18 protein-coding genes and 4 pseudogenes are annotated in these 25127 nt (G+C 62.4%); 17 read left to right on the top strand and 5 right to left on the bottom strand.

What is annotated here, in order from left to right; all coding sequences use genetic code 11:
• Nucleotides 1–6 precede the first annotated feature (6 nt).
• The 12 genes and pseudogenes from AB4N42_RS24620 (at nt 7) to AB4N42_RS24565 (ending at nt 10867) form a co-directional block, all read left to right on the top strand.
• Nucleotides 7–1404, top strand: a complete 1398-nt coding sequence (locus tag AB4N42_RS24620; RefSeq protein ID WP_407682845.1) for a cobyrinate a,c-diamide synthase — start codon at nt 7–9, stop codon at nt 1402–1404.
• The gene (gene bluB, locus AB4N42_RS24615) at nt 1401–2051 is read left to right on the top strand and encodes a 5,6-dimethylbenzimidazole synthase (protein ID WP_030142390.1); all 651 of its coding nucleotides are present in this window, start codon (nt 1401–1403) and stop codon (nt 2049–2051) included. The genes AB4N42_RS24620 and bluB overlap by 4 nt, the downstream gene beginning before the upstream one ends.
• Nucleotides 2048–2956, top strand: coding sequence for an adenosylcobinamide-phosphate synthase CbiB (gene cbiB, locus AB4N42_RS24610; RefSeq protein WP_460115463.1), 909 nt, complete (start codon nt 2048–2050; stop codon nt 2954–2956). The genes bluB and cbiB overlap by 4 nt, the downstream gene beginning before the upstream one ends.
• On the top strand, nt 2949–3941 hold the full coding sequence (gene cobD / locus AB4N42_RS24605; protein WP_198798107.1) for a threonine-phosphate decarboxylase CobD: 993 nt from the start codon (nt 2949–2951) through the stop codon (nt 3939–3941). The genes cbiB and cobD overlap by 8 nt, the downstream gene beginning before the upstream one ends.
• Nucleotides 3938–5390, top strand: a pseudogene (locus AB4N42_RS24600) (cobyric acid synthase). Before cobD ends, AB4N42_RS24600 begins: the two are co-directional and overlap by 4 nt.
• Nucleotides 5391–5513: 123 nt before the next feature.
• A complete protein-coding gene (gene cobU / locus AB4N42_RS24595) occupies nt 5514–6035 on the top strand; it encodes a bifunctional adenosylcobinamide kinase/adenosylcobinamide-phosphate guanylyltransferase (protein ID WP_030142386.1) in 522 nt (173 codons plus the stop codon).
• Entirely contained in the window at nt 6032–7087 is a 1056-nt protein-coding gene (gene cobT, locus AB4N42_RS24590) for a nicotinate-nucleotide--dimethylbenzimidazole phosphoribosyltransferase (RefSeq protein ID WP_460115462.1), read from the top strand. Before cobU ends, cobT begins: the two co-directional genes overlap by 4 nt.
• Nucleotides 7084–7659 (top strand): alpha-ribazole phosphatase family protein, encoded by a 576-nt coding sequence (cobC, locus tag AB4N42_RS24585; protein ID WP_030142384.1) that lies wholly within the window; start codon nt 7084–7086, stop codon nt 7657–7659. Before cobT ends, cobC begins: the two co-directional genes overlap by 4 nt.
• 2 nt (nt 7660–7661) lie before the next feature.
• On the top strand, nt 7662–8393 hold the full coding sequence (locus tag AB4N42_RS24580) for an adenosylcobinamide-GDP ribazoletransferase (protein ID WP_198798105.1): 732 nt from the start codon (nt 7662–7664) through the stop codon (nt 8391–8393).
• A 72-nt stretch (nt 8394–8465) separates the two neighbouring features.
• Nucleotides 8466–8870 carry a MarR family winged helix-turn-helix transcriptional regulator gene (locus AB4N42_RS24575; RefSeq protein ID WP_030142382.1) on the top strand — a complete coding sequence of 135 codons (405 nt, stop codon included), beginning with the start codon at nt 8466–8468 and terminating at the stop codon, nt 8868–8870.
• A gap of 52 nt (nt 8871–8922) precedes the next feature.
• A pseudogene (locus AB4N42_RS24570) lies at nt 8923–10132 on the top strand (MFS transporter).
• 183 nt (nt 10133–10315) lie between these two features.
• Entirely contained in the window at nt 10316–10867 is a 552-nt protein-coding gene (locus AB4N42_RS24565; protein WP_030142380.1) for a glutathione peroxidase, read from the top strand.
• A 90-nt stretch (nt 10868–10957) separates the two neighbouring features.
• On the opposite strand, the pseudogene AB4N42_RS24560 reads toward AB4N42_RS24565, so the two are convergent.
• From AB4N42_RS24560 to AB4N42_RS24550, 3 genes and pseudogenes are all read right to left on the bottom strand, one after another.
• Nucleotides 10958–12233, bottom strand: a pseudogene (locus tag AB4N42_RS24560) (OmpP1/FadL family transporter).
• Nucleotides 12234–12377: 144 nt separating this feature from the next.
• A complete protein-coding gene (locus AB4N42_RS24555; protein ID WP_431145870.1) occupies nt 12378–12860 on the bottom strand; it encodes a hypothetical protein in 483 nt (160 codons plus the stop codon).
• Between the two features lie 274 nt (nt 12861–13134).
• Nucleotides 13135–13359: a hypothetical protein gene (locus tag AB4N42_RS24550; protein ID WP_030142377.1), complete on the bottom strand. Its 225-nt coding sequence runs from the start codon at nt 13357–13359 to the stop codon at nt 13135–13137.
• A gap of 899 nt (nt 13360–14258) precedes the next feature.
• Between AB4N42_RS24550 and AB4N42_RS24545 the strand changes: the two genes are divergently transcribed.
• Nucleotides 14259–14582, top strand: coding sequence for an SEL1-like repeat protein (locus AB4N42_RS24545; RefSeq protein WP_030142376.1), 324 nt, complete (start codon nt 14259–14261; stop codon nt 14580–14582).
• Between the two features lie 175 nt (nt 14583–14757).
• Nucleotides 14758–16140: a DNA recombination protein RmuC gene (locus AB4N42_RS24540; protein ID WP_187293364.1), complete on the top strand. Its 1383-nt coding sequence runs from the start codon at nt 14758–14760 to the stop codon at nt 16138–16140.
• A gap of 154 nt (nt 16141–16294) precedes the next feature.
• Here AB4N42_RS24540 and AB4N42_RS24535 read toward each other — a convergent pair whose 3' ends face one another.
• Both AB4N42_RS24535 and AB4N42_RS24530 read right to left on the bottom strand, forming a co-directional pair.
• Nucleotides 16295–19765, bottom strand: a complete 3471-nt coding sequence (locus tag AB4N42_RS24535; RefSeq protein WP_198798102.1) for a hybrid sensor histidine kinase/response regulator — start codon at nt 19763–19765, stop codon at nt 16295–16297.
• A gap of 242 nt (nt 19766–20007) precedes the next feature.
• A complete protein-coding gene (locus tag AB4N42_RS24530; protein ID WP_030142373.1) occupies nt 20008–20547 on the bottom strand; it encodes a TetR/AcrR family transcriptional regulator in 540 nt (179 codons plus the stop codon).
• A 103-nt stretch (nt 20548–20650) separates the two neighbouring features.
• Here AB4N42_RS24530 and AB4N42_RS24525 point away from each other — a divergent pair, with 103 nt between their 5' ends.
• The 3 genes and pseudogenes from AB4N42_RS24525 to AB4N42_RS24515 all read left to right on the top strand — a co-directional run bounded on the left by AB4N42_RS24525 (nt 20651) and on the right by AB4N42_RS24515 (nt 25053).
• Entirely contained in the window at nt 20651–21844 is a 1194-nt protein-coding gene (locus AB4N42_RS24525; protein ID WP_217861435.1) for an MFS transporter, read from the top strand.
• 103 nt (nt 21845–21947) lie between these two features.
• Entirely contained in the window at nt 21948–23096 is a 1149-nt protein-coding gene (locus AB4N42_RS24520; protein ID WP_334597074.1) for a TDT family transporter, read from the top strand.
• Between the two features lie 81 nt (nt 23097–23177).
• Nucleotides 23178–25053: pseudogene (locus AB4N42_RS24515) on the top strand (MFS transporter).
• Nucleotides 25054–25127 lie beyond the last annotated feature (74 nt).

The following is a 25127-nucleotide window of genomic DNA, read 5'->3' as shown; positions in this document are numbered from 1 at the left end:
GCGCCGATGACCAGCCGCCATTGTCCGGCGGTGTTGATTGCCGCCCCGGCTTCCGGCCAGGGCAAGACCACCGTCACCGCCGCCCTCGCACGGTTGCACCGCAACCAGGGGCGCAAGGTGCGGGTGTTCAAGTGTGGTCCGGACTTTCTCGACCCGATGATCCTTGAGCGAGCCAGTGGCGCGCCGGTCTATCAATTGGACATGTGGATGGTCGGCGAGCAGGAAAGTCGCCGGCTGTTGTGGGAGGCTGCCGCCGAAGCGGACCTGATCCTGATCGAAGGCGTGATGGGGCTGTTCGACGGCACGCCGTCCAGCGCCGACCTGGCGCGGCATTTCGGCGTGCCGGTACTCGCGGTGATCGACGGCACGGCCATGGCCCAGACCTTCGGCGCTTTGGCCCTGGGCCTGGCGCGTTATCAACCGGACCTCCCGTTCGCCGGGGTCTTGGCCAACCGGGTCGGGACCTTGCGTCATGCGCAATTGCTCGAAGGCAGCCTGACCGAGGGCTTGCGCTGGTATGGCGCGTTGTCACGGGAAACCGGCATCGAGTTGCCAAGCCGTCATCTCGGGCTGGTCCAGGCCAGTGAGTTGAACGACCTGGACGTTCGCCTGGACGCTGCCGCCGAGGCGTTGGCCAGCAGTTGTGAAGTGGCTCTGCCGCCCAGCGTTGAATTCGCGGCTCCGGAGATGACCGTTGTCGAGCCGTGGCTCGACGGTGTGCGCATCGCTGTCGCCAGGGACGAGGCGTTTGCCTTCACTTACGGCGCGAGCCTCGATCTGCTGCGGGCCATGGGCGCGCAGTTGAGTTTCTTTTCGCCGATTCACGATACCCAATTGCCAGAGGCGGACAGTCTTTATCTGCCTGGCGGTTATCCCGAACTGCACCACGTCGCCCTGGCGCAGAACGCGCCGATGCTGGCAGCGATCCGTGCCCACCATGCGGCCGGCAAACCGCTGCTCGCCGAATGTGGCGGCATGCTGTATCTGCTTGATTCGTTGACCGACGTTGAAGGCGTCCGCGCCGAACTGCTGGGTTTGCTGGCCGGGGATGCGCAGATGCAGAAGCGCCTGGCCGCCCTCGCGCTGCAATCGGTGGATTTGCCGGAAGGTACCCTGCGCGGGCATACCTACCATCATTCGCTGACCAGTACCGAGCTTGAGCCGATTGCCCGTGGGCACAGCCCCAATGGCGGACGGGGAGCGGAGGCGGTTTTCCGACAAGGACGAATGACGGCTTCCTACGTCCATTTCTATTTTCCGTCCAATCCGAGGGCGGTTGCCGCGTTGTTTGCGCCTGATCTTCAGGTCGCTATCGCGAGCAAGCTCGCTCCCACAGGGGATCGTGTGATCTCAAGTACAACGCCTACCGGTGTGGGAGCGAGCTTGCTCGCGAAGAGGCCATGACTGACAACGATTTCTCCCTGGCCGAACGCGAAGCCGTCTACCGCGCCATCGCCGAACGCCGTGACATGCGCCATTTTAACGGCGGCACCGTCGAGCCGCAATTACTGCGCCGCCTGCTGGAAGCCGCGCACCAGGCCCCCAGCGTCGGGCTGATGCAACCGTGGCGATTCATCCGTATCAGCAATCGCGCCTTGCGGGGCGAGATCCAGCACTTGGTGGAAGAAGAGCGCATCCGCACCGCCGAAGCCCTGGGCGAGCGCAGCGATGAGTTCATGAAACTCAAGGTCGAAGGCATCAACGACTGTGCCGAAGTTCTGGTGGCGGCGCTGATGGATGACCGCGAGCGGCACATTTTCGGGCGTCGGACGTTGCCGGAAATGGATTTGGCCTCGCTGTCCTGTGCCATCCAGAATTTATGGCTGGCGGCTCGCGTCGAAGGGCTGGGGATGGGCTGGGTGTCGTTGTTCGAACCCCAGGCGCTGGCGGATCTGCTGGGGTTGCCCACAGGCGCCAAGCCCCTGGCGATTCTGTGTCTTGGCCCAGTCGAAGGTTTCTATCCGGCGCCAATGCTCGCCCTGGAAGGCTGGGCGCAACCGCGTCCGCTCAATGAACTGCTTTATGAAAATCACTGGGGAGTGCGCCCATGAGCGTAGCGTTGCTCAGCGCCGCCGCAGTGGCGCTGGATGCGTTGCTGGGCGAGCCCCGGCGCTGGCATCCGCTGGTGGCATTCGGCGGTTTCGCCAGCCGTATCGAACAACGTTTCAATTCCGGTGGGCGTGGCTGGCGCAGTCACGGTGTTACGGCGTGGATCATCGCCGTGCTGCCCTTGACCTTGCTGGCCACGGCCTTGTCCTGGGCACCCTTGGTGGGCTGGCTGGTGGACATCCTCGCGTTGTACTGCGCCCTCGGTTTGCGCAGCCTCGGCGAGCATGTCGAGCCGGTGGCCAGGGCGTTACGCAGTGGCGATCTGGACGAGGCGCGCCAGCGGGTCAGTTATCTGGTCAGTCGCCAGACGGCTGAGCTGGACGAAACCGCGGTCGCCCGTGCCGCCACCGAGTCGGTGCTGGAAAACGGCAGCGATGCGGTATTTGCGGCGTTGTTCTGGTTCGCGGTGGCCGGTGCGCCCGGCGTGGTGCTGTACCGCTTGAGCAATACCCTCGACGCCATGTGGGGCTATCGCAACGAGCGCTTCGAGCGTTTTGGCTGGGCGGCGGCAAAGATCGACGATGTGCTCAACTACATTCCCGCGCGCCTGGTGGCGTTGACCTACGCCGTCCTCGGCAAGACCCGCCTGGCGCTCAAATGCTGGCGAACCCAGGGGCCGACCTGGGACAGCCCCAACGCCGGGCCGGTGATGGCCGCCTGCGCCGGTGCGCTGGGCGTGGAACTGGGGGGCGCGGCGGTGTATCACGGCGAACTGCATCAGCGTCCGCCGCTGGGCGAAGGTGTGCCGGCGAGTGCTGATTCCATTGATCGCGGCTGGCAATTGGTGCAGCGCGGCGTATGGTTATGGCTGCTGATTCTCTGCCTCGGAGCCGAGTTCTATGCTTGAGCATGGTGGACGACTGCGCAACGCTTCCCGGCAATACGGCATTGCCGAGGCCGATTGGCTCGACCTGTCCAGCGGCCTGGCGCCCTGGCCGTTCGACATTCCGCCAATCCCGCCGCGAGCCTGGGCGCGCCTGCCCGAGGCCGACGATGGATTGGAGCAGGCCGCTTGCGACTACTACGAAGCGACGCATGCGTTGCCGGTGGCCGGTTCGCAGATGGCCATCCAACTGTTGCCGCGCCTGCGCCGGGCCGGCAAGGTCGGTGTCTTGTCGCCCTGCTACGCCGAGCACGCCGAAGCCTGGCGCCGCTGTGGTTACATCGTGCGCGAAGTGTTGGAGACGGAAGTGGACTTCTTCCTCGACAGCCTCGACGTGCTGGTGGTGGTCAATCCGAACAATCCCACCGGCCTGAGCCTGAGCCCGGAACGCTTGCTCGATTGGCATGCGCGTTTGGCCCAGCGCGGCGGCTGGTTGGTGGTGGATGAGGCGTTCATGGACATCACGCCGCACCTGAGCCTCAGCGCCCATGCCCATCAGGTCGGGCTGATCGTGTTGCGCTCGTTCGGCAAATTCTTTGGCCTGGCCGGGGTTCGCCTGGGGTTCGTCCTGGCCGAGCGCCGTTTGCTGAAGCTACTCGCCGAGCAAGTCGGGCCGTGGGCCATCAGCGGGCCGACCCGGGTTTTGGGTGAAGCTTGTCTGCTCGACACCGAAGCCCATGCACGGCAGCGCGAGCGTTGCGTAGAAACCAGCCAGCGCCTGGCCATGACGCTGGAACGCCACGGCTTCAAGCCCCAGGGCGGTTGTGCATTGTTCCAGTGGCTGGTCACCGAACATGCCCAGGCGCTTTACGAATTCATGGCCCATCGCGGCATTCTCCTGCGGCTCTTCACCGAGACCAGCAGCCTGCGCTTTGGGCTGCCGGCTGACGACGCGCAATTCCTGCGCCTGGAACAGGCTTTCGAAGCCTACGCCAAGGACATTCAATGACGACCTTGATGGTGCAGGGCACCACCTCCGATGCCGGCAAAAGCACCCTGGTCACGGCGCTGTGCCGCTGGGTCAAGCGCCAGGGCGTGCGCGTGGTGCCGTTCAAGCCGCAGAACATGGCCCTCAACAGCGCAGTGACCGCCGACGGCGGCGAAATCGGCCGGGCCCAGGCCGTCCAGGCCCAGGCTTGCGGCCTCGAACCGCACACCGACATGAACCCGGTCCTGCTCAAGCCCAACAGCGACACCGGCGCGCAAGTCATCATCCATGGCCGCGCCGTCACCACCATGAACGCGGTGGCTTATCACGATTACAAATCCATCGCGATGCAGGCGGTGCTCGCCTCCCACGAGCGATTGAGCGCGGCGTATCCAGTCGTCATGGTCGAGGGCGCTGGGTCGCCGATGGAGATCAACCTGCGGGCTGGAGACATCGCCAACATGGGCTTCGCCGAAGCGGTTGACTGCCCGGTATTGCTGATTGCCGACATCAATCGCGGGGGGGTATTCGCCCATCTGGTCGGCACCCTGGAACTGCTTTCGCCCAGCGAGCAGGCGCGGGTCAAGGGCTTCGTCATCAACCGCTTTCGCGGTGATCTGGCCTTGCTTCAGCCCGGCCTGGACTGGTTGGAAGCGCGCACCGGCAAACCGGTGATCGGCGTGTTGCCCTACGTGATGGACCTGCATCTGGAAGCTGAGGACGGCCTCGACCGGCGTCAGGCCGACAAGGCCGAACAAGTGCTCAAGGTGGTGGTGCCGGTCCTGCCGCGCATCAGCAACCACACCGATTTCGATCCGCTGCGCCTGCATCCGCAAGTCGATTTGCAATTCATCGGCCCCGGCCAGGTCATCCCGCCGGCTGGACCTGATCATCCTGCCCGGTTCCAAAAGTGTGCGCAGCGACTTGGCCTTTCTACGAGCCAATGGCTGGGAAACGGCGATCCATCGACACCTGCGCTACGGCGGCAAGTTGTTGGGTATTTGTGGCGGTCTGCAGATGCTTGGCCAGCACGTCCATGACCCGCTCGGCCTGGAAGGCGCGGCGGGCTCCAGCGCCGGGCTGGGCCTGTTGGATTTCGAAACGACTCTGGAACGCGAGAAGCAACTGCGCAACGTCCGCGGGCGGTTGGCTTTGGAAGACGCCGAGGTCAGCGGCTACGAGATCCATGCGGGCGTGACCCTCGGCCCCGCTCTGGAACATGCTGCGGTGCATCTCGATGACGGCCGTTGCGATGGCGCTCGGAGCCTGGACGGGCAGATTGTCGGGACTTATCTGCACGGGCTGTTCGAGTCGCCGGCGGCCAGCAGCGCGTTGCTGCGTTGGTCGGGTCTGGAGGACGTACAGGCGGTGGATTACCACGGCTTGCGCGAGCGAGATATCGAACGGTTGGCGGACCTGGTGGAGCGGCATCTCGATACCGGGTTGCTGCGTGAACTCTGTGGGATCTAGGTTGGCTAGGCTGGCCTCATCGCGAGCAAGCTCGCTCCCACAAGGGAATGCATTTCAAACTGTGGGAGCGAGCTTGCTCGCGATGAGGACAGTCGCCATACGCCAAACAAAAGGTAATGCCCCATGCTTCAATTGATCTTGGGCGGCGCCCGCTCCGGCAAGAGTCGCCTGGCCGAAAAACTCGCGGCAGATACACGCTTGCCGGTGACCTACATCGCCACCAGCCAGCCCCTCGACGGCGAGATGAACCAACGTGTCGCCCAACACCGCGCCCGGCGTCCGGCCGAATGGGCGTTGGTGGAGGAACCGTTGGCGCTGGCGCAGGCGCTGCGGGAAAACGCCGCGACCGATCGATGCCTGCTGGTGGACTGCCTCACCCTGTGGCTGACCAACCTGCTGATGCTCGACGATCCCGAACGGTTGATCGCCGAGCGTGAAGCGCTGCTGGACTGCATCAGCGCGCTCCCCGGCGAAGTCATATTCGTCAGCAACGAGACCGGCATGGGCGTCGTGCCGCTGGGCGAACTGACCCGTCGTTACGTCGATGAAGCCGGATGGCTGCATCAAGCCCTGGCCGAACGTTGTCAGCGCGTCGTGCTGACCGTTGCAGGCTTGCCCCTGACTCTGAAAGGAACTGCGTTATGAATCATCGCTGGTGGCTGGATCCGTGCAAGCCCGTTGACACCCTGGCGCTGGAGCAGGCCGCGGCCCGTCAGCAACAACTGACCAAGCCGGCCGGCTCCCTCGGGCGCCTGGAAGCGGTGGCGGTGCAACTGGCGGGCCTGCAAGGGCAGCTCAAGCCAAGCCTGGATCGGCTCTGGATCGCTATTTTTGCCGGAGACCATGGGGTCGTGGCCGAAGGGGTCTCGGCGTATCCACAGGAAGTCACCGGGCAGATGCTGTTCAATTTTGTCAGCGGCGGCGCGGCCATCAGCGTGCTCGCACGGCAACTGGAGGCTTCGCTGGACGTGGTGGACCTGGGCACCGTGACACCTTCGCTGGACTTGCCCGGCGTGCGCCATTTGAACCTTGGCCCTGGCACCGCGAACTTCGTCCAAGGGCCGGCGATGACCCTGGATCAAGGCGAACAGGCCTTGCAAGCCGGGCGTGACAGCGTGATGCGTGCCGTGGCGAGCGGGACGCAATTATTCATTGGCGGCGAGATGGGCATCGGCAATACCACGGCGGCCAGTGCGCTGGCCTGCGCCTTGCTCGATTGCGCGGCGGCGCATCTGGTCGGTCCGGGGACGGGGTTGGATGCGGCGGGAGTCAGCCGCAAGGCGCAAGTGATCGAGCGCGCCCTGGCGCTGCATGGCGCCCAAGGCAACGACCCGTTGCAGACGCTGTTCAACCTTGGCGGTTTCGAGATCGCGGCATTGGCCGGCGCTTATCTGGCCTGTGCCCAGCAGGGCATCGCCGTGCTGGTGGATGGGTTCATCTGCAGCGTTGCGGCGCTGGTGGCGGTGCGCCTCAATCCCGAATGCCGGCCATGGCTGCTGTTCGGTCACCGCGGCGCCGAACCAGGCCACAAGCACGTATTGGAAACCCTCGGCGCGGAACCGCTGCTGGACCTGGGCCTGCGCCTGGGCGAGGGCAGTGGCGCGGCGCTGGCGGTGCCGTTGTTGCGCCTGGCCTGTGATCTTCACGGGCAGATGGCGACGTTTGCCGAAGCGGCCGTGGCGGATCGCCCGGCATGACCTTGCGCCTGGACCTGTTGCGTCACGGCGAAACCGAACTGGGCGGCGGATTGCGCGGCAGCCTCGACGATGCCTTGACGGCCAACGGCTGGGAACAAATGCACGCGGCAGTGGCGCAGCGCGGGCCTTGGGATCGCCTGGTGTGCTCGCCGTTGCAGCGCTGCGCGCGTTTCGCCGAACAACTCGGCGCTCGGCTGGGTGTTCCGGTGCATCAGGACAAGGACTTGCAGGAGTTGCATTTCGGTGCCTGGGAAGGCCGCAGCGCGGCGGCGCTGATGGAAACCGACGCCGACGCCCTCGGTCGCTTCTGGGCCGATCCTTATGCCTTTACCCCGCCCGACGGTGAGCCGGTGCTGGCGTTTTCGACGCGGATCCTGGCGGCGGTCGAACGCTTGCACGTGGGGTATGCCGGGCAGCGCGTCCTGCTGGTCAGTCATGGCGGTGTGATGCGCTTGCTGCTGGCCCGGGCTCGCGGTTTACCTCGCGAGCAATTGCTGAATGTCGAAGTCGGCCATGGAGCGCTGTTTTCCCTGACCGTGTCGTCCGGTCCCGTGCTCGAAGAGGCGGTTTGACGATGTTGCCGTTTTGGATCGCCCTGCAATTTCTCAGCAGCTTGCCGGTTCGCCTGCCGGGCATGCCCGAGCCTGAACAATTGGGTCGTTCGTTGTTGTTCTATCCCGTGGTGGGGCTGTTGTTCGGGGGGCTGCTGTGCTTGCTCGATGCGCTGTTGTCGGGCGCGCCCGCGTTGCTGCATGCCGCGCTGCTCCTGGCGGCGTGGGTGCTGCTCAGCGGCGGTTTGCACCTGGACGGCCTGGCCGACAGCGCCGACGCCTGGCTCGGCGGTTTCGGCGATCGCGAGCGCACGCTGCTGATCATGAAGGACCCGCGCAGCGGGCCGATCGCCGTAATTACGTTGGCGCTGGTGTTGCTGCTCAAATGGACCGCGCTGGTGGCATTGATCGAACAAGGGCAGGCGCTGGCCTTGCTCATCGTGCCGATGTTGGGGCGTGGCGCCTTGCTGGGTCTGTTCCTCACGACGCCGTATGTGCGTGCCGGCGGCTTGGGCCAGGCGCTGGCCGATCACCTGCCGCGCCGCTCGGGTTGGCAGGTGCTGTTGGCCAGCGCCCTGGTTTGCGTTCTGGCGATGGGCTGGGCAGGGCTGTGGGCACTGGTGGTCGCCGCAATGGTCTTCATTGGCTTGCGGCAGCTGATGTTGCGCAGGCTGCAGGGCTGCACCGGCGACACCGCGGGCGCCTTGCTGGAACTGCTGGAAATGGCCGTTCTGGTGGCGTTGGTCTTTAACTGAATCGGCATGTTGCCGATGGGCCAGCGCTGATTTAAATTTGCATTCATTTAGTCGCGGGTATATACACGCATCATGCTTCCTTCCCAATGTCTGTGCATCAACCTGCGTCGCGCCGCCCGTGGCGTCAGCAGGTATTACGACGGCGCTCTCGATGGCTTCGGGATCAACGTTGCCCAGTATTCTCTGCTCAATAACCTGGCGCGCCTGGACCAGCCGAGCATTTCCTCTCTGGCCGAGGCCATGGGCCTGGACCGCAGCACCCTCGGGCGCAACCTGCGGGTACTGGAAGGCGAGGGGTTGGTGAAGCTGGCTGAGGGCGACGATTTGCGCAACCGCATCGTCGTGCTCACCGAGGCGGGAAATGCCCGGTTGGCGGCGGCGCTGCCAGCCTGGGAAGCGGCGCAACAGAAATTGATCGATAAGCTCGGTGCCGAAAAACGCGCCACCTTGCTGGCCTTGCTGGATGAGCTGGCGTAATGCCGGTTCGTCCGATGATAAGTGGGTATATACCCGCGACCGGAGAATAAGAATGACATCGATGTGGCGTACCTGTGGTTGGGTCCTGGTGGGTAGCGCGCTGATATTGGCGTTGTCCCTGGGCGTGCGGCATGGCTTCGGGCTGTTCCTGGCGCCGATGAGCGCCGAATTCGGCTGGGGGCGCGAGGTGTTTGCCTTCGCCATTGCCTTGCAGAACCTGATCTGGGGCCTGGCGCAGCCTTTTACTGGCGCACTGGCCGACCGCTTCGGTGCGGCGAAAGTGGTGTTGATCGGTGGCGTTCTCTACGCACTTGGCCTGGTCTTCATGGGCATGGCCGACTCGCCCTGGTCGCTGTCGTTGAGCGCCGGGCTGTTGATCGGCATCGGCCTGTCCGGCACTTCGTTCTCGGTGATTCTTGGCGTGGTCGGGCGGGCCGTCCCTGCGGAAAAACGCAGCATGGGCATGGGCATCGCCAGTGCGGCCGGCTCTTTCGGCCAATTCGCCATGCTACCCGGCACGCTGGGCCTGATCGGCTGGCTCGGCTGGTCCGCCGCGTTGCTGGCACTGGGATTGCTGGTGGCATTGATCGTGCCGTTGGTCAGTATGCTCAAGGATGCGCCTAGCGCCACTGAGCGGCAACGAACAGACCTTGTCCGAGGCGCTGCGCGAGGCGTGCAGTCATTCCGGTTTCTGGTTGCTGGCGGTCGGCTTTTTTGTCTGCGGTTTCCAGGTGGTGTTCATTGGCGTGCACCTGCCGGCCTATCTGGTGGACCAACACCTGCCGGCCAGCGTTGGCACCACCGTGTTGGCGCTGGTCGGGCTGTTCAATATCTTCGGCACCTACACCGCCGGCTGGTTGGGCGGGCGCATGTCCAAGCCGCGCCTGCTCACTGGTCTGTATCTGGTGCGTGCGGTGGTGATCGGCTTGTTCCTGTGGCTGCCCGTAACGACCACCACGGCCTATCTGTTCGGCATGGCGATGGGTTTGCTGTGGTTGTCGACGGTGCCGCTGACCAACGGAACGGTCGCCACGTTGTTCGGTGTACGAAATCTCTCGATGCTGGGTGGGATCGTGTTCCTGTTCCACCAGTTGGGTTCGTTCCTGGGCGGCTGGCTGGGCGGGGTGGTGTACGACCGGACTGGCAGTTATGACTTGATCTGGCAAGTCTCGATCCTGCTCAGCCTGCTGGCGGCGGCATTGAACTGGCCGGTGCGTGAGCGCCCGGTGGCGCGCCTGCAAGCCCAGGTCGGTGCGGCATGAGTCTCGTCGGTCCCTGGTTGATCGTGGCTGGCGCTGCTGCGCTGCTGGCGCTCGCCTGGTGGGGCTGGCACCAGGGCGGGTTGGCTTTGATGCAACTGGGCATGGGCAACTGCTGACGTGTGGACGGCACTGGGCATGGCGGAGTAACGTCTTGGTCTGACAGGCTTACAAGGAAAATCCGAGATGCTGATGCGCTGGCTTGCTGTTCCCGCCCTGTTGCTCGCTGTGACCGGGCAAGTATGGGCGGCTGATTGCCCGCCGTTGCTGGAAGGCAAATTACCCAAATTGCGGGCCAAGGAAACCATCGATCTTTGCCAGCGCTTCGCCGGTAAGCCATTGGTGGTGGTCAACACCGCCAGCTTCTGTGGGTTCGCCCCACAGTTCAAAGGGCTCGAAGCCCTGAACCAGCGTTACAAAGGCGAAGGGCTGGAAGTGCTGGGCGTACCGTCCAATGATTTCAAGCAGGAATCCAAGGATGGCGCAGAGACCGCCAAGGTCTGCTACGTCAACTACGGCGTGACCTTCACCATGACCGAGCCGCAACCGGTGCGAGGCGCGGACGCCATACCGTTGTTCAAGCATCTGGCTGAGCAATCCAGCGCGCCGAAATGGAATTTCTATAAATACGTCGTTGATCGCCAAGGCAAGGTGGTCGGCAGTTTCTCCAGCCGGATCAAGCCTGATGATCCTGATTTCATCAAGGCGGTAGAGGCGGCCATCGCTTCCAAACCCTGATCTTCAGCTACGAAAAAAGCCCCGCCTCTTTGCAGAGTGCGGGGCTTTTTTCGCTTCAACGGGTGAGGTGTTCAACCTCGCCGTGAATCATCAGAAGCGATAGGTTGCACCGACACCGAAGCCGTTGGCGCTGTTTTCGTATTCAGCGCTGTAGGCTTGACCCAAGGCGTTGGTCCTGTTGACGTTGACTTTTTCTTCCTTGAGGTAGGAATACGCCACGTCGATGGTCAGGTCTTCGGTTGGGCTCCAGCCGGCACCGAGGCTGAAGATGGTCCGGTCACCGGTAGGGATACGTGGCGAGCGGTCGGTGTTGTTGGTCGGCGACTGGTCGAAGGACAGGCCGGTGCGCAGTACCCACTGCTTGTTCAGCTGGTAGGAGGTACCGATGGCGTAGGCCCAGGTGTCGTGCCAGTTCTGTTCTTCGGTGATGGTGCCGAAGAGGGTTGGGTTCAATGCGCCGCCGCCCGTGACGTCATTGTTCACGGTGATGTCTTTCAGGCGGCTCCAGCGAGTCCAGGTGCTGCTTGGCGTAGACGGTCCAGGCATCGTTGATTTCCTGGGTGACGGAAAAGTCCACCGACTCAGGCGTGGTGATGTCCAGCGAGGCGTCGTAGCGCGCGCCACTCAGCAGGAAGCCAGGCGTACCAGCACCAGGGCTTACTTCGGTGTGGCCTTCGAGCTTGTACTTGACCTTGGAGTGGTAGGTCAGGCCGACGCGGGTAGTGTCGGTGGCCTGGACCAGCAAGCCGATGTTATAGCCGTAGCCGATGTCGTCGCCCTTGATTTTGACATTGCCGTCGTTAGGCGAAAACGGCGTATTCAGCGCCGACTCCAACGAACCCGAAATCCGGTTGATGGTCGGGCCGAAACCGATCGATACCTTGTCATTGAAGGCATAGCTGACGGTTGGCTGGAAGGTCACGACCTTCACTACGCTCTTGCTGCCGAAGTTGCGGCCCTGGAAGCTGTTTTCATAGTCGGTGATCAGGCCGAACGGCGCGTACACGCCCAGGCCGAATGCCCACTGATCATCGATAGGCTTGACGTAATAGCCCATCGGAACACCGGTGAGCGGAACCATGTCGCCATCGTTGGTGCCGGAGCGGCTGCCGCTGGCATCGTTGATATCGGTGGAGGCGTCGATGGCAGCGAAACCGCCGGTGACTTGTTGACGCTTGAGGCGCGACATGCCGGCAGGGTTGCCGAACACGGTGCTTGCATCATCGGCAGAAGAAGAACGACCCGCGAAGCCAGTGCCCATGCCACTGATGCTTTGTTCGTTCAAGGCAAAGCCACTGGCAAAAAGTTGGGTGGATGCCAAGGTCACGGCAAGGCCAAGGGTGGTTTTGAGCATCATTTTTTTCATTGTTAGAACTCCAGGTGATCACCGAGGCGAAAATTACCAACATTTTCGTGCAAGCGCTATAGCTTGTATCGCTTGTTTTAGAGGGGTTTTGTAGGACAATCCGACCAAATTCATGACATTTGTAGGAAGTTTCCATTTTTCCGTTCAGCAGGCGACCTGATTCACAGGTGAGACACAATTTTGCCAGGCGCAGGTAAAGTCCCTTAGGCGGCCTGGAGGGTGGAAAACCTGGCGCCAGATCCGGGCCATGCCCAGCAGATCGTCGGCGTTGGGGAGCGGGGTGGCGTGTTCTTCCACCAATAACCAGGCGATGGCCGTGGCGTAGCGCAGGTTGACGGTGAGTTCCAGATGAGGGCCGCTGAGGAAAGCGTGCTGGCTCGCCAGGCCACGCACCAGGCTGGCACGTTCCGGGTCGAGGGCGAGGTAGTCGTCCCAGAGGGCTTGATGGCGAGGTTCGGTGATCCGGTACAAACCGTGTCCGCGGCGATCATGCAAGGCGGCGCCCAAGCCTGACTGGCTGGCGGCAATCCCCAGCAACAAGGCTTCCGCCGTGGTGCTATGGCTCCCCAGGTACAGGAGCGTCGGGCGGATCACATATCGACGCAGTTCGCTGGCAGCGATACCCATAAGACCCTCGGATCGGGAAAATGGGCGAAGCCTGAAGGTATGGGCTTGGCAGCGGGTGGATCGGTTCAGGCTCCGCCGAAGCGGATCATGCCGCTCGAGTTGAAGTGTAGTGTCATATCTGCGCTGTAAAGGCCTGTTTTTAAACCATGTTCGCCGAACGGTTATGACTGTTATAGCGATACGTACTTACGCCGCTGCGCTTTATCGAGAAACGCCGGGCAATAAAAAGCCCCGCTTTTCGGGCGGGGCCTTTGGGTTTCAGCGCTTCGGCGTTTCAGGCAACCAATGCCTGGCGGGTACGCTTGATCACGGCCTGCAGCGGTTCTTCGCTGGAGTACTGGTCGGGATACAAGCGTTCGCTGTGACGAGCGATACCGTGTTCGTTGACCAGCGTGAAGCTGAAGCAGCCTTTGCGAGCGGCCATGATCAGGCAGTTCATTGGAGCAAAAGCGTTGGTTAGGGTGCGAATGGCATCCTGTGTCTGGATTTGATTAGACATGTTATGGGTGTTCCTGCAAATGACACGGTTAAGAACCGTGCAGCGTTAAAACGTTCCAGTAACGTCGACCACCATTGGTCGAACGAAGAACCCGACTGGAACAAAGCAGCCAGTTTGAGCGCTATATAAAGGGCGCGCTTGGGCTGGCAGGTAGGTACTTAGGAGGGCAGGCAACACGACAAGGGCAAAGGTTCTGGGCCCAGGGTGAAGATCCTGATCAATTTTGCAGGTTGGTTCGGTCAGAGTAATGAGCCTGGCATCACACCTCGCATTCGTGCGAAAAGCGTGTCGGTGCAAGGGTTACCTGGAAACCATCGAGGGGGGCGGTCCCTTTTTTCGGTGAGGCGTCCCTTGGGGGATGGCTGACCGCAGAGATGTTTCCGACCCGGAATTGACTTTCAGCTTGGTACTAACGCCGCGGATACTAACGGATCGAATCGTTGAAGGGAAGGGCGTTGGTCAAAAAGAAACAGTCCCGCCGACGACCGGCAGCTGGCGGTTTGCCTTCATTGATCAGATTTGTCCACAGGATGCAAGCCCTGATGAGCCAAAAAAGCGCGGCGATATAACCGTTCGGATGTTACTTGTACACACCGGTGCACCGAGTTGTCACCTAACTGTCACGTTGAAACATTCCGGGGTAGGTGCCTGTATCCAAAATTTAAGTCAATGAAAAACATCGCTTTTTTTTACTGGTGAAAAAATCGTCAGTTTGAGCGCAGGCCCCGTTCCACAGGGCTTGCGGCGGGTTCAGGGTGGGTTGTCCACTGAGTTATCCACAGCTTCTGTGGATTGTCCCGCGCGCTTGCTCTAGGACGGGCGTGCTGGATTTTTTCGACTTTACCCGTACGAAAAAAGGAGTAGAGTGGCGCGCCTTCCGATCTGTCCCGTAGTGCGTCATGAAGTTTCGCTCCGTATCAAATCCTGTTACCGCCGCACCCTCCGGTGTTACCCCACCCAAACGCATATCGATGCGCGTCGCCGAGTGGCTGCTGGACAGCCCGCGCCTGGGCGAACGCCCTAGCGTCAAGCACTTGGCCGGTCGCCTGCTCAAGCAGCCGGCGCGTGAAGGCGTGGTGGCTGCGCAAAGTCGCCTCGGCCAGTTGATGTGCCGCGAATGTGGCAACGCGCGAGACCGCCGCATCGGCCAGGACTTGCTGCGCCAAGCCGCGCGGGCCGGCGATCATCGAGCCCGCCAGGCATTGGGCGAAATCGAAGACTGAGCTGGGCAACGCTTGGCGGCTTGGTTAACCTTCGGCCTTTATTTCTTGCGCGGGAATTGTCATGGCGATGGATTTGACCAGCCTGTTGCTCGGCCTGGCAGGCGCTGCGGTGCCGCTGTTGGCGCTGGCCTGGCACCTGCAACGCCAGGCCAGCGCGGCGCAGACCGAACTGGCACTGCTGGAAGAACGCCTGGCCACCGCCCACATGGCCCACGATGGGTTGAACGCCCAACTCGATGCTTGCCGCGACGAAATCAGCGACCTGAGCCAGGCCAATGCTGCCAAGCAGGCCGAGCTCGCCGCTGCGTGTCGCGAGGTCGAGTTGCTGCAGATCGAGCGCGACAACGCCAGGGACGCAGCTCATGCCTGGAACCTGGAGCGCGCCAATAAAGAAGCGGAACTGCGCCGCCTCGATGCCCAGGCGGCCTCGTTGCATGCCGAATTGCGCGAGCAGCAGGAAAGCCATCAGCAGCGCCTGGACGACCTGCAAGGCTCGCGAGACGCATTGCGCGCCCAGTTCGCTGAGCTGGCGGGGAAAATCTTCGATGAGCGCGAACAGCGCTTCGCCGAAACCAGCCAGCAGCGCCTCGGGCAATTGCTCGATCCACTGAAGGAGCGCATCCAGTCCTTCGAAAAACGCGTCGAAGAAAGCTATCAGGCCGAGGCGCGGGAGCGATTCTCCCTGGGCAAGGAGCTGGAGCGGCTGCAACAACTGAACCTGCGCCTGAGCGATGAAGCCACCAACCTCACCCGGGCGCTCAAGGGCCAGAAAACCCAGGGCAACTGGGGCGAATTGATTTTGGAGCGTGTCCTGGAACATGCCGGCCTGGAGAAGGGCCGCGAATACCAGACCCAAGTCAGCCTCAAGGGCCCGGATGGTGAACGTTTCCAGCCAGACGTGTTGATCTACCTGCCCGGCGACAAGCAAGTCGTCGTCGATTCAAAAGTCAGCCTGACGGCTTACCAGCAATACGTGGCCGCCGAGGACAATGCCATCGGCCAGCTCGCCCTCAAGCAACACGTGGTGTCGTTGCGGGCCCACGTCAAAGGCTTGGCCGGCAAGGACTACAAGCGCCTGGACGGTTTGCACAGCCTGGATTTCGTGTTGCTGTTCGTGCCGATCGAAGCGGCATTTTCCGCGGCCCTGCAAGCCGAGCCTAATCTGTTCCAGGAAGCCTTCGATCGCAACATCGTCATCGTCAGCCCGACTACGCTGTTGGCGACCTTGCGGGTGATCGACAGCCTGTGGAAACAGGAACGCCAGAGCCAGAACGCCCGGGAAATCGCCGAGCGGGCGGGGTGGCTGTATGACAAGTTCGTCCTGTTCATCCAAGACCTGGATGAAATCGGCAGCCGCTTGCAGCAGTTGGACAAAGCCTACGCCGCTGCACGCAACAAGCTGACGGAAGGGCGCGGCAACCTGGTCAGCCGCAGCGAACAACTGAAGCTGCTGGGCGCCCGTGCGAGCAAGAGCCTGCCTGCGGAACTGCTCGAGCGCGCAATGGCGGATGTGGATGGGTTGCCTGAAGAGACCGGCGAAGAAAGCCAGGGTCAGTAGCCTTCAAGGTTTGCACCGCCCCCCTTGTGGCGAGGGAGCTTGCTCCCGCTTGAGTGCGCAGCGCTCACAAATAAGAGGGCCGCTACGCCCGAGGCGTCGGACCGGCCCAGCGGGAGCAAGCTCCCTGGCCACAGGGGGTTACCTTTTCCCTGGATTACAACGGCAAATGCCGGCTCAACAACGCTCTCAACGCCGCCGGTTTCACTGGCTTGGCCAGGTAATCCAATCCCGCCGCATGCACCTGGGCCACGGTCTCGGGCCGGCCGTCGGCGCTGATCACCACGCCCGGCACCGGTTCGCCCATCCGCGTGCGCAACCAGGCCATCAACTCGGTACCCGTTTCGCCGTCGTCCAGATGAAAATCCACCAGGGCCAGTTGCGGGCGGCCACCCTGGGTCAGCCAGCGCTCGCATTCCTCGCGGTTGCGCGCGGTCCACACCCGGCAACCCCAGCGGGTCAGCAGGCTGTCCATGCCAATCAGGATGCTGTCTTCGTTGTCCACGCACAGCACCTGCGCTCCGCTGGGCAAGTGACCGTTGGGCTCGACCACGACAGTGGGCGCCACGACTTGCGTGCTGGCCAGCGGCACGCTGACGCTGAACACACTGCCGCGCCCCGGCCAGGAGCGTACGCGCAATGTATGGCCAAGCACGCGGCACAGCCCATCAGCGATCGCCAGGCCGAGGCCGAGGCCTTTTTCGGCGCGGGTCTGATGGCTGTCGAGGCGTTTGAACTCTTCGAAAATCACTTGCTGTTTGTCTTCGGCGATGCCCGGCCCTCGATCCCAGACCTCCAAGCACAGCTCACCGTCGCGGCGGCGTACGCCCAGCAGCACCGGCCCCTTGGCGTAGCGGAAGGCGTTGGTGAGGAAGTTCTGCAGAACGCGCCGCAGCAACTTGATGTCGCTGTCGACCCGCAGCCGCGAACCACGAACCCGAAATTTCAGGCCTTGCTCCTGGGCCAGCGCCGTGAATTCGGCGCCCAGCGTGTCGAACAAATCGTTGAGGGCGAACGGCTTGCGGTCGGGGTTGATCTTGCCGTTTTCCAGCCGGGAAATGTCCAGCAGGTCAGTGATCAGGTCCTCGGCCGAGCGCAATGAGCTGTCCAGATGCTGGACCAACTGCCGGGCCTCGCCCGGCAAGCCGTCGTGCTGGTGGGACAGCGCGGCGGAGAACAGTCGCGCGGCGTTGAGCGGTTGCATCAGGTCATGGCTGACAGCGGCGAGGAAGCGGGTCTTGGATTGGTACGCGGATTCGGCCGTGCTCTTGGCTTCGGTCAGGGCCAGGTTCAGTTGCGAGAGTTCGCGGGTGCGTTCGGCCACCCGTTGTTCCAGCCCTTCGTTGGCTTCGGTCAAGGCCTGGGCGGCTTCGCGGAACGCGGTGATATCGGTGAAACTCATGACAAAACCGCCGCCTGGCATCGGATTGCCGATCAGCTCGATCACCCGGCCGTTGGGGAATAGCCGTTCCGAGGTGTGCGCGCGGCCCTGGCGCATCCAGTGCAGGCGCCGGGCGACATGGACTTCCGCCTCGCCCGGACCACAGAGGCCGCGCTCGGCGTTGTAGCGGATGATGTCGGCGATCGGCCGACCGACGCTGATCAAGCCGTCGGGGTAGTTGAACAATTCCAGGTACCGGCGGTTCCACGCCACCAGCCGCAGGGACTGATCGACCACGCTGATGCCTTGGGTGATGTTTTCAATGGCGCCTTGCAGCAGGGCCCGGTTGAATTGCAGCACCTCGGACGCTTCGTCGGCGATCCGCACGACGTCTTCCAGTTGCATCTCCCGGCCTTCGATCGCCGCCTTCACCACCGCTCGCGTCGAAGAGGCCCCCAGGACGCCGGCCAGCAGGCGCTCGGTGTGGGCGATCCATTCGCTGTCGGCGTTCTGGCTTGGGTTGAAGCCCTTGCCTTGGCGATAGGCAAAGCGGATGAAGCTCTGGCGCGCGCGTTCTTCGCCGACGAAGCGGGCGGCAAGTTGCAACAGATCATCGATCTGCACCGCCAGCATCGAGCGAGGATTGGGGCGGGCGCTGATCTCCTGGCCGATGAAGCGTCCAGCCTGCCAGTGCTCCGACACCCGGGTGCGCGACAGCACCGAGACCCAGGCGAACAATATGAAGTTGCCGGCGAGGGACAGGACGACGCCTTGGGTCAGCGGGGTGATCGGCAGGTTCAGTGGGTTGCCATGCAGCCAGGCCAGGCCTGGGAAACTGCCCAGCGACCAGCCCAGGCTGTGGGCGGCGATCGGCAGCACCAGGGTGTAGAACCAGAGGAATATGCCCATGGCGAGGCCGGCAAACACACCGCGCCGGTTTGCCTGTTTCCAGTACAGCGCGCCGAGCATGGCGGGCGCCAGCTGCGTCACGGCGGCGAAGGCGATCTGGCCGATGGTCGCCAGGCTCGCTGTCGAACCCAGCAATCGATAGCTGACGTAGGCCAGCAGGAGGATCACGACAATACTCACCCGGCGTACCGACAGCATCCATTGGCGGAATACTTCGAACGGCCGCTCGGCATTGTTGCGGCGCAGCAGCCAGGGCAACAGCATGTCATTGGAGACCATGGTCGACAGCGCGACACTCGCGACGATCACCATGCCGGTGGCGGCCGAGGCGCCGCCGATGAAAGCCAGCACCGCCAGCGCCGGATGGGCCTGGGCCAGTGGCAGGCTGATGACGAACGAGTCCGGCAACACCGAGCTGGGCAACATCATTTGCCCGGCGAGGGCGATCGGCACGACGAACAGCGCCGCCAGGGCCAGGTAGGCGGGGAACACCCATTTGGCCAGGCGCAGGTCCTGGGGTTCGATGTTCTCGACCACGGTGACGTGGAACTGCCGCGGCAGGCAAATGATCGCCATCATCGCCACCCCGGTCTGCACCACCATGGACGGCCAGTTGATGGTTTCTTTCCAGTACTGCTCCAGTCGCGGCGCCAGCATCGCCTGGTTGAAGAGATCGTCGAAGCCGTCATAAAGGCCGAACGTGACAAACGCGCCGACCGCCAGGAAGGCGAACAACTTGACCAGGGATTCAAAGGCAATCGCCAGCACCATGCCGCGGTGGTGCTCGGTGGCGTCGAGGTTGCGGGTGCCGAAGACAATCGTGAACAGTGCCAGGATCAGCGAGACGATCAACGCCGTATCCTGCGCCCGGGTGCCCATGGCGTCGGCTCCGGCGCCGATCAACAGGTTCACCCCGAGCACGATCCCCTTGAGCTGCAAGGCAATGTAGGGCAGCACGCCGACCAGGCAGATCAGGGCCACCACCACCGCCAGGGATTGGGACTTGCCATAGCGGGCGGCGATGAAGTCGGCGATGGAGGTGATGTTCTCCTGCTTGCTGATCATCACCATCTTCTGCAGGACCCACGGCGCCAACACCATCAACAGGATCGGCCCGAGGTAGATCGGCAGGAAGGCCCAGAGTTGTTCGGCGGCCTGGCCCACTGCGCCAAAGAACGTCCAACTGGTGCAATACACTGCCAGCGACAGGCTATAGACCCACGCCCGCACGCGCGGCGGCAGCGGCGTGCTGCGTCGGTCGCCGTAGAAGGCGATGGCGAACATGATGGCCATATAGGCCAGGGCGACAACGGCGATCAGCCCGCTGGACAGCGACATGGAAACTCCCAGACAAATACGCCCGGGCTTGAGCCCGGCAAGACAGTCTCGCATGCCCGCTCGGGTTCGTCAGTGTCGACCAAGGTCGAGGCGCGGCGGGGTGTCGCGGGTGGGGAATTATTTAGTGTTCTTTCGGGCCGCTTTCGCGAGCAAGCCCGCTCCCACAATGGCTATTTATCGAATACAAGATTTGTGGCACACCGAAATCCAATGTGGGAGCGAGCTTGCTCGCGATGGCATTTTCACTGATCCAACGCCATATCCACCAACCGATACAACTCCTCGACCTCCAGCGGCGCCGTGGCGAAGAGGATGCGAAACACCGTCGGCGCGACGATCACGTTCACCAACCGCTCGATCCCGGGATTCGGCTCATCGGGATAACGGTCCAGGATGATCTGCAGTTGGCCGCTGATAATGCCCACGCAATACCCCGGCGTGGCGCAGGCCTGGATGTCGCGCATCATGTTGCGGCCGGGCTCGGAAGTCATTTCGTCCAGGTATTGCTCGGCCCAGGCGCGCAAGTCGCCGCGCAGGCTGCCGGTGTTGGCCGGTTCGCCGTCGGGGCGCATGCGCTCGATGGCGACGTCGGCCAGCAGCGCCGGCAGATCGCCCCAGCGCCGGTAAATGGTGGACGGCGTGACGCCCGCGCGCGCAGCGATCTGCGGCACGGTCAGGGTGGCGCGATCCTGCTCCTGGAGCAGGGCGCGCACCGCCGAATGAATCGACTCTTGGACCCGGGCGCTTCTGCCGCCGGGGCGTAAACCTTCTTTGATAGCCATGTGTCGGACCTTAACACAAAGAATTTGCTTTAAGCACACACCGGTAGCACACTCGGCAAAAGCAAAAAATTAGCTTTTATGAATGTCCTTGTGGAGCGTGCCCATGTCTCGTCCAGCTTCGACCCGCGTCAGCCTGATATTTCTGGCGATCACCTTGCTCGGTTTTCTGGCGGCGTCCAGCGCGCCGACGCCGTTGTACCACCTCTACCAGGAGCACATGCAATTCTCCCCGGCGATCCTGACACTAATCTTCGGCGTGTACGCGTTCAGTCTGTTGGCGGCCCTGTTGGTCGTCGGCTCGTTGTCTGATTACCTCGGCCGCAGACCGGTGATTTTCGTCGCGTTGCTGCTCAACGTGCTGGCGATGCTGCTATTTATCAATGCCGAGAGTGTCGCCTGGTTGATCGGCGCGCGGTTGATCCAGGGCTTCGCCACGGGCATGGCCACCAGTGTCTTGGGCGCAGCGTTGCTGGATTTCGATCGCCAGCAGGGCCCGCTGATCACCAGCGTGGCGCCTCTACTGGGCATGGCATGTGGCGCGATGGGGTGTGGCTTGTTGGCAGAATTCGCGCCGATGCCGTTGCAACTGACCTACTGGATTCTGTTGGCGTTGTTTGTCTTCCAAGCCATTTACCTCTGGCGCCTGGCGGAAAGCGTCAGCCCACAACCCGGGGCCTGGCGATCGCTGCGCCCGACCTTACATGTGCCGGTCCAGGCGCGGCGCGCATTGTGGCTGATATTGCCCTTGGACTTGGCGGCCTGGGCGGTCGGTGGATTCTATCTGTCCCTGGCCCCGTCTTTGGTTCGGGCCGCGACCGGCTCGACGTCGAACCTGATCGGCGGTGCGCTGGTGGCCGTGTTGACGCTCACGGGGGCGTTGTCGATCTATGCCCTGCGTAACCGCGCGGCGGACATGATGCTGCGGCTTGGCGCCAGCCTGCTGGTACTTGGCCTGGCCCTGGTGCTGATCGCCGTGCACACGGCCAGCCTGCCCTTGTTTTTCATTGGCACGCTGATTACCGGCAGCGGTTTCGGTTCGGGATTCCTCGGTGCCCTGCGCAGCATCATGCCGCTGGCCTTGCCCCACGAACGGGCGGGGTTGATGTCGGCGTTCTATGTGCTCAGCTACTTGGCGTTCAGCTTGCCGTCGCTGCTGGCTGGGAACCTGACGCGTCTCTACGGTCTGATTCCGACCACCAATGGTTTTGGTGCAGTGCTGATCTTAATGGCCGTCGGCGCGCTGGCAGGCTTGCTGCGCCAACCCGCGAAACCGTTGGCTGATGGGCTTCGTTCTTGATCGTATATCTGCAAAACAGATTAGATATAGAGAAATTACCCGTTATATAGATATTCTTTCTGGTTCTAGCATGGCGTCACCTTATCCGAGGAGAGAAGTGACCATGACGTGCCGTGCTGAAAGATATCGCCTGCGCCCCCTGAGCCATCTGCCGAGTCCGCTGGAAGTCGTTCGGCAATTCACCCCGAATTGGTTCGCCGCCACTATGGGCACCGGTGTGCTGGCGCTGGCCTTGGCGCAGTTGCCCGGGGCGACCCCGGGCTTGCACCGGGTGGCTGAAGGGCTGTGGTTGCTCAACATTTTGCTGTTCATTGTGTTTGCCGGGCTCTACACCGCTCGCTGGGTGCTCTTCTTTGATGAGGCCCGGCGGATTTTCGGACATTCAACCGTGTCGATGTTTTTCGGTACGATTCCGATGGGGCTGGCAACCATCATCAACGGTTTCCTGCTGTTCGGCGTACCGCGCTGGGGGGAGGGCGTGCTGTCGCTGGTCGAGGTGTTGTGGTGGATCGACGTGGCGATGTCATTGGCCTGTGGCGTGTTGATTCCGTACCTGATGTTTACCCGCCAGGAACACCGCATCGACCAGATGACGGCCGTGTGGCTGTTGCCCGTGGTGGCCGCCGAAGTCGCCGCCGCCAGCGGTGGGTTATTGGCACCGCACCTTGGGGACGCCCATTCGCAACTGGTGATATTGGTCACCAGCTACATACTCTGGGCATTTTCCCTACCGGTGGCATTCAGCATTCTGACGATCCTGCTGTTGCGCATGGCCCTGCATAAACTGCCCCACGAAAACATGGCTGCTTCGAGCTGGCTGGCCCTTGGCCCGATCGGTACCGGCGCCCTGGGCATGTTGTTGCTGGGCGGTGATGCGCCCATGATTTTCGCCGCCAATGGTCTGCCGGGCATGGGCGAGGTCGCTTCAGGCCTGGGATTGGTCGCCGGCATCACCTTGTGGGGCTTCGGTTTCTGGTGGATGTTGATGGCGCTGTTGATCACCGCGCGCTATTTACGTGAAGGCATCCCGTTCAACCTTGGTTGGTGGGGCTTCACCTTTCCCTTGGGCGTGTACGCGCTGACGACCCTGAAGCTGGCGAGCCTGCTGGGCCTGGCGTTTTTCAGTGTGTTCGGCTGGGGGCTGGTGGCGCTGCTGGTGGTGATGTGGCTGATCGTTGGCTGGCGCACGCTGGTCGGCGCCTGGCACGGTGAGTTGTTTGTGTCGCCGTGTATATCGGGGTTGGCGAAATAATCGGCAAAGACAGGTAATGTGTGGCCTGGATCGAAAAAGCGTCATTCCAATAAGCGTCCACGCCACTCAGGAACATGGAAGATGAGTCACCCTTCGCAGTTCAATTTGCTTCGCACGCGGCGCTTCCTGCCGTTCTTCATTACGCAGTCCCTTGGCGCGTTCAACGACAACATTTTCAAGCAGTCGCTGATTCTCGCCATCCTCTACAAACTGACCATCGAGGGTGACCGCTCGATCTGGGTCAACCTCTGCGCGCTCTTGTTCATCTTGCCGTTCTTCCTGTTCTCCGCCTTGGCGGGCCAGTTTGGAGAAAAGTTCGCCAAGGATGCGTTGATTCGCCTGATCAAGCTGGGCGAGATCGCGATCATGGCGGTCGGTGCGTTGGGGTTCCTGTTCGATCACCTGTGGCTGATGCTGGTGGCGCTGTTTGCCATGGGCACCCACTCGGCGCTGTTCGGGCCGGTGAAGTATTCGATTCTGCCGCAGGCCCTGCGCGAGGATGAACTGGTTGGCGGCAATGGCCTGGTGGAGATGGGGACGTTCCTGGCGATCCTCGCCGGCACCATCGGCGCAGGAATCATGATGTCGTCGGCGCACTACGCGCCAGTCGTGTCAGTGGCGATTGTCGGCATTGCCGCGGCCGGCTACCTGGCCAGTCGCAGCATCCCACGGGCAGCGGCCGCTTCGCCGCAGATGCGCTTGAACTGGAACATTTTCAGCCAGTCCTGGGCCACGCTGAAGTTGGGCCTGGGGCAGACGCCGCATGGTATCCCGTTCCATCGTTGGCAACTCATGGTTCTGGTTTGTCGGGGCGATCTACCTGACGCAGATTCCCGCCTATGCCAAGGAATGGATGCACGGCGATGAAACCGTCGTGACCCTGATCCTTACGGTGTTCTCGGTGGGGATCGCCTTGGGCTCGATGCTCTGCGAAAAGCTGTCGGGGCGCAAAGTCGAGATCGGCCTGGTGCCGTTCGGCTCGTTCGGGCTGACCGTGTTCGGCCTGCTGCTGTGGTGGCATTCCGGTGGGATCCCCGACAGCGTCGACGGCCACGGCTGGCTGCAGATTCTCGGGTTCGGCCACGCCTGGCTGGTGCTGATCGATATTCTCGGCCTGGGCATCTTCGGTGGTTTCTACATCGTGCCCCTGTATGCACTGATCCAGTCGCGTACCGTCGAAAACGAGCGGGCGCGGGTCATCGCCGCCAACAACATTCTCAATGCCTTGTTCATGGTGGTCTCGGCGATTGTCTCCATCGTCCTGCTGAGCCTGGCCAAGCTGTCGATTCCGCAGTTGTTCCTGGTGGTGTCGCTGCTGAACATTGGCGTCAACGCCTACATCTTCAAGATCGTCCCCGAGTTCAGCATGCGTTTCATGATCTGGCTGCTCAGCCACTCCATGTACCGCGTGGAGCATCGCAACCTGGACGCGATTCCTGACGAAGGCGCCGCGCTGCTTGTGTGCAATCACGTGTCGTTTGTCGATGCCTTGTTGATTGGCGGCGCGGTGCGTCGGCCGATTCGCTTTGTCATGTACTACAAGATCTACAACCTGCCGGTGCTGAACTTTATCTTTCGCACCGCCGGGACGATTCCGATTGCCGGGCGCCAGGAAGACATCCATATCTACGAAAAAGCCTTCAGCCGCATCGCCCAGTATCTGAAAGACGGTGAGCTGGTGTGCATCTTCCCTGAAGGAAAGTTGACCGCCGACGGTGAGATCAATGAGTTCAAGAGTGGCTTGACGCGCATCCTCCAGGAAACCCCGGTGCCGGTGATCCCGCTGGCGCTGCAAGGGTTGTGGGGGAGCTTCTTCAGTCGCGATCCGAGTAAAGGAATGTTCCGTCGTTTTTGGTCGCGAGTGACTTTGGTGGCGGGGACGGCGGTGGCGGTCGAGGCGGCTGAGCCTGCGAAGTTGCAAGCGCTGGTGGGGGAGTTGCGCGGGGCTGTGAGATAAGCCGAAACCCTGTGGGAGCGAGCTTGCTCGCGATAGCGGTCTGCCTGTGACATCGACGCCAGCAGGCTGATTGT

The sequence above is a fragment of the Pseudomonas sp. H2_D02 genome (genome assembly GCF_054677635.1).
The sequence above is the reverse complement of the archived record's forward strand: the minus strand, read 5'-3'. Positions and strand labels throughout refer to the sequence as shown.

Coding starts and splice junctions, on each gene's coding strand:
- AB4N42_RS24620 (WP_407682845.1), top strand. CDS start 7: ATGACCAGCCGCCATTGTCCGGCGGTGTTGATTGCCGCCCCGGCTTCC.
- bluB (WP_030142390.1), top strand. CDS start 1,401: ATGACTGACAACGATTTCTCCCTGGCCGAACGCGAAGCCGTCTACCGC.
- cbiB (WP_460115463.1), top strand. CDS start 2,048: ATGAGCGTAGCGTTGCTCAGCGCCGCCGCAGTGGCGCTGGATGCGTTG.
- cobD (WP_198798107.1), top strand. CDS start 2,949: ATGCTTGAGCATGGTGGACGACTGCGCAACGCTTCCCGGCAATACGGC.
- cobU (WP_030142386.1), top strand. CDS start 5,514: ATGCTTCAATTGATCTTGGGCGGCGCCCGCTCCGGCAAGAGTCGCCTG.
- cobT (WP_460115462.1), top strand. CDS start 6,032: ATGAATCATCGCTGGTGGCTGGATCCGTGCAAGCCCGTTGACACCCTG.
- cobC (WP_030142384.1), top strand. CDS start 7,084: ATGACCTTGCGCCTGGACCTGTTGCGTCACGGCGAAACCGAACTGGGC.
- AB4N42_RS24580 (WP_198798105.1), top strand. CDS start 7,662: ATGTTGCCGTTTTGGATCGCCCTGCAATTTCTCAGCAGCTTGCCGGTT.
- AB4N42_RS24575 (WP_030142382.1), top strand. CDS start 8,466: ATGCTTCCTTCCCAATGTCTGTGCATCAACCTGCGTCGCGCCGCCCGT.
- AB4N42_RS24565 (WP_030142380.1), top strand. CDS start 10,316: ATGCTGATGCGCTGGCTTGCTGTTCCCGCCCTGTTGCTCGCTGTGACC.
- AB4N42_RS24555 (WP_431145870.1), bottom strand. CDS start 12,860: ATGGGTATCGCTGCCAGCGAACTGCGTCGATATGTGATCCGCCCGACG.
- AB4N42_RS24550 (WP_030142377.1), bottom strand. CDS start 13,359: ATGTCTAATCAAATCCAGACACAGGATGCCATTCGCACCCTAACCAAC.
- AB4N42_RS24545 (WP_030142376.1), top strand. CDS start 14,259: ATGAAGTTTCGCTCCGTATCAAATCCTGTTACCGCCGCACCCTCCGGT.
- AB4N42_RS24535 (WP_198798102.1), bottom strand. CDS start 19,765: ATGTCGCTGTCCAGCGGGCTGATCGCCGTTGTCGCCCTGGCCTATATG.
- AB4N42_RS24530 (WP_030142373.1), bottom strand. CDS start 20,547: ATGGCTATCAAAGAAGGTTTACGCCCCGGCGGCAGAAGCGCCCGGGTC.
- AB4N42_RS24525 (WP_217861435.1), top strand. CDS start 20,651: ATGTCTCGTCCAGCTTCGACCCGCGTCAGCCTGATATTTCTGGCGATC.
- AB4N42_RS24520 (WP_334597074.1), top strand. CDS start 21,948: ATGACGTGCCGTGCTGAAAGATATCGCCTGCGCCCCCTGAGCCATCTG.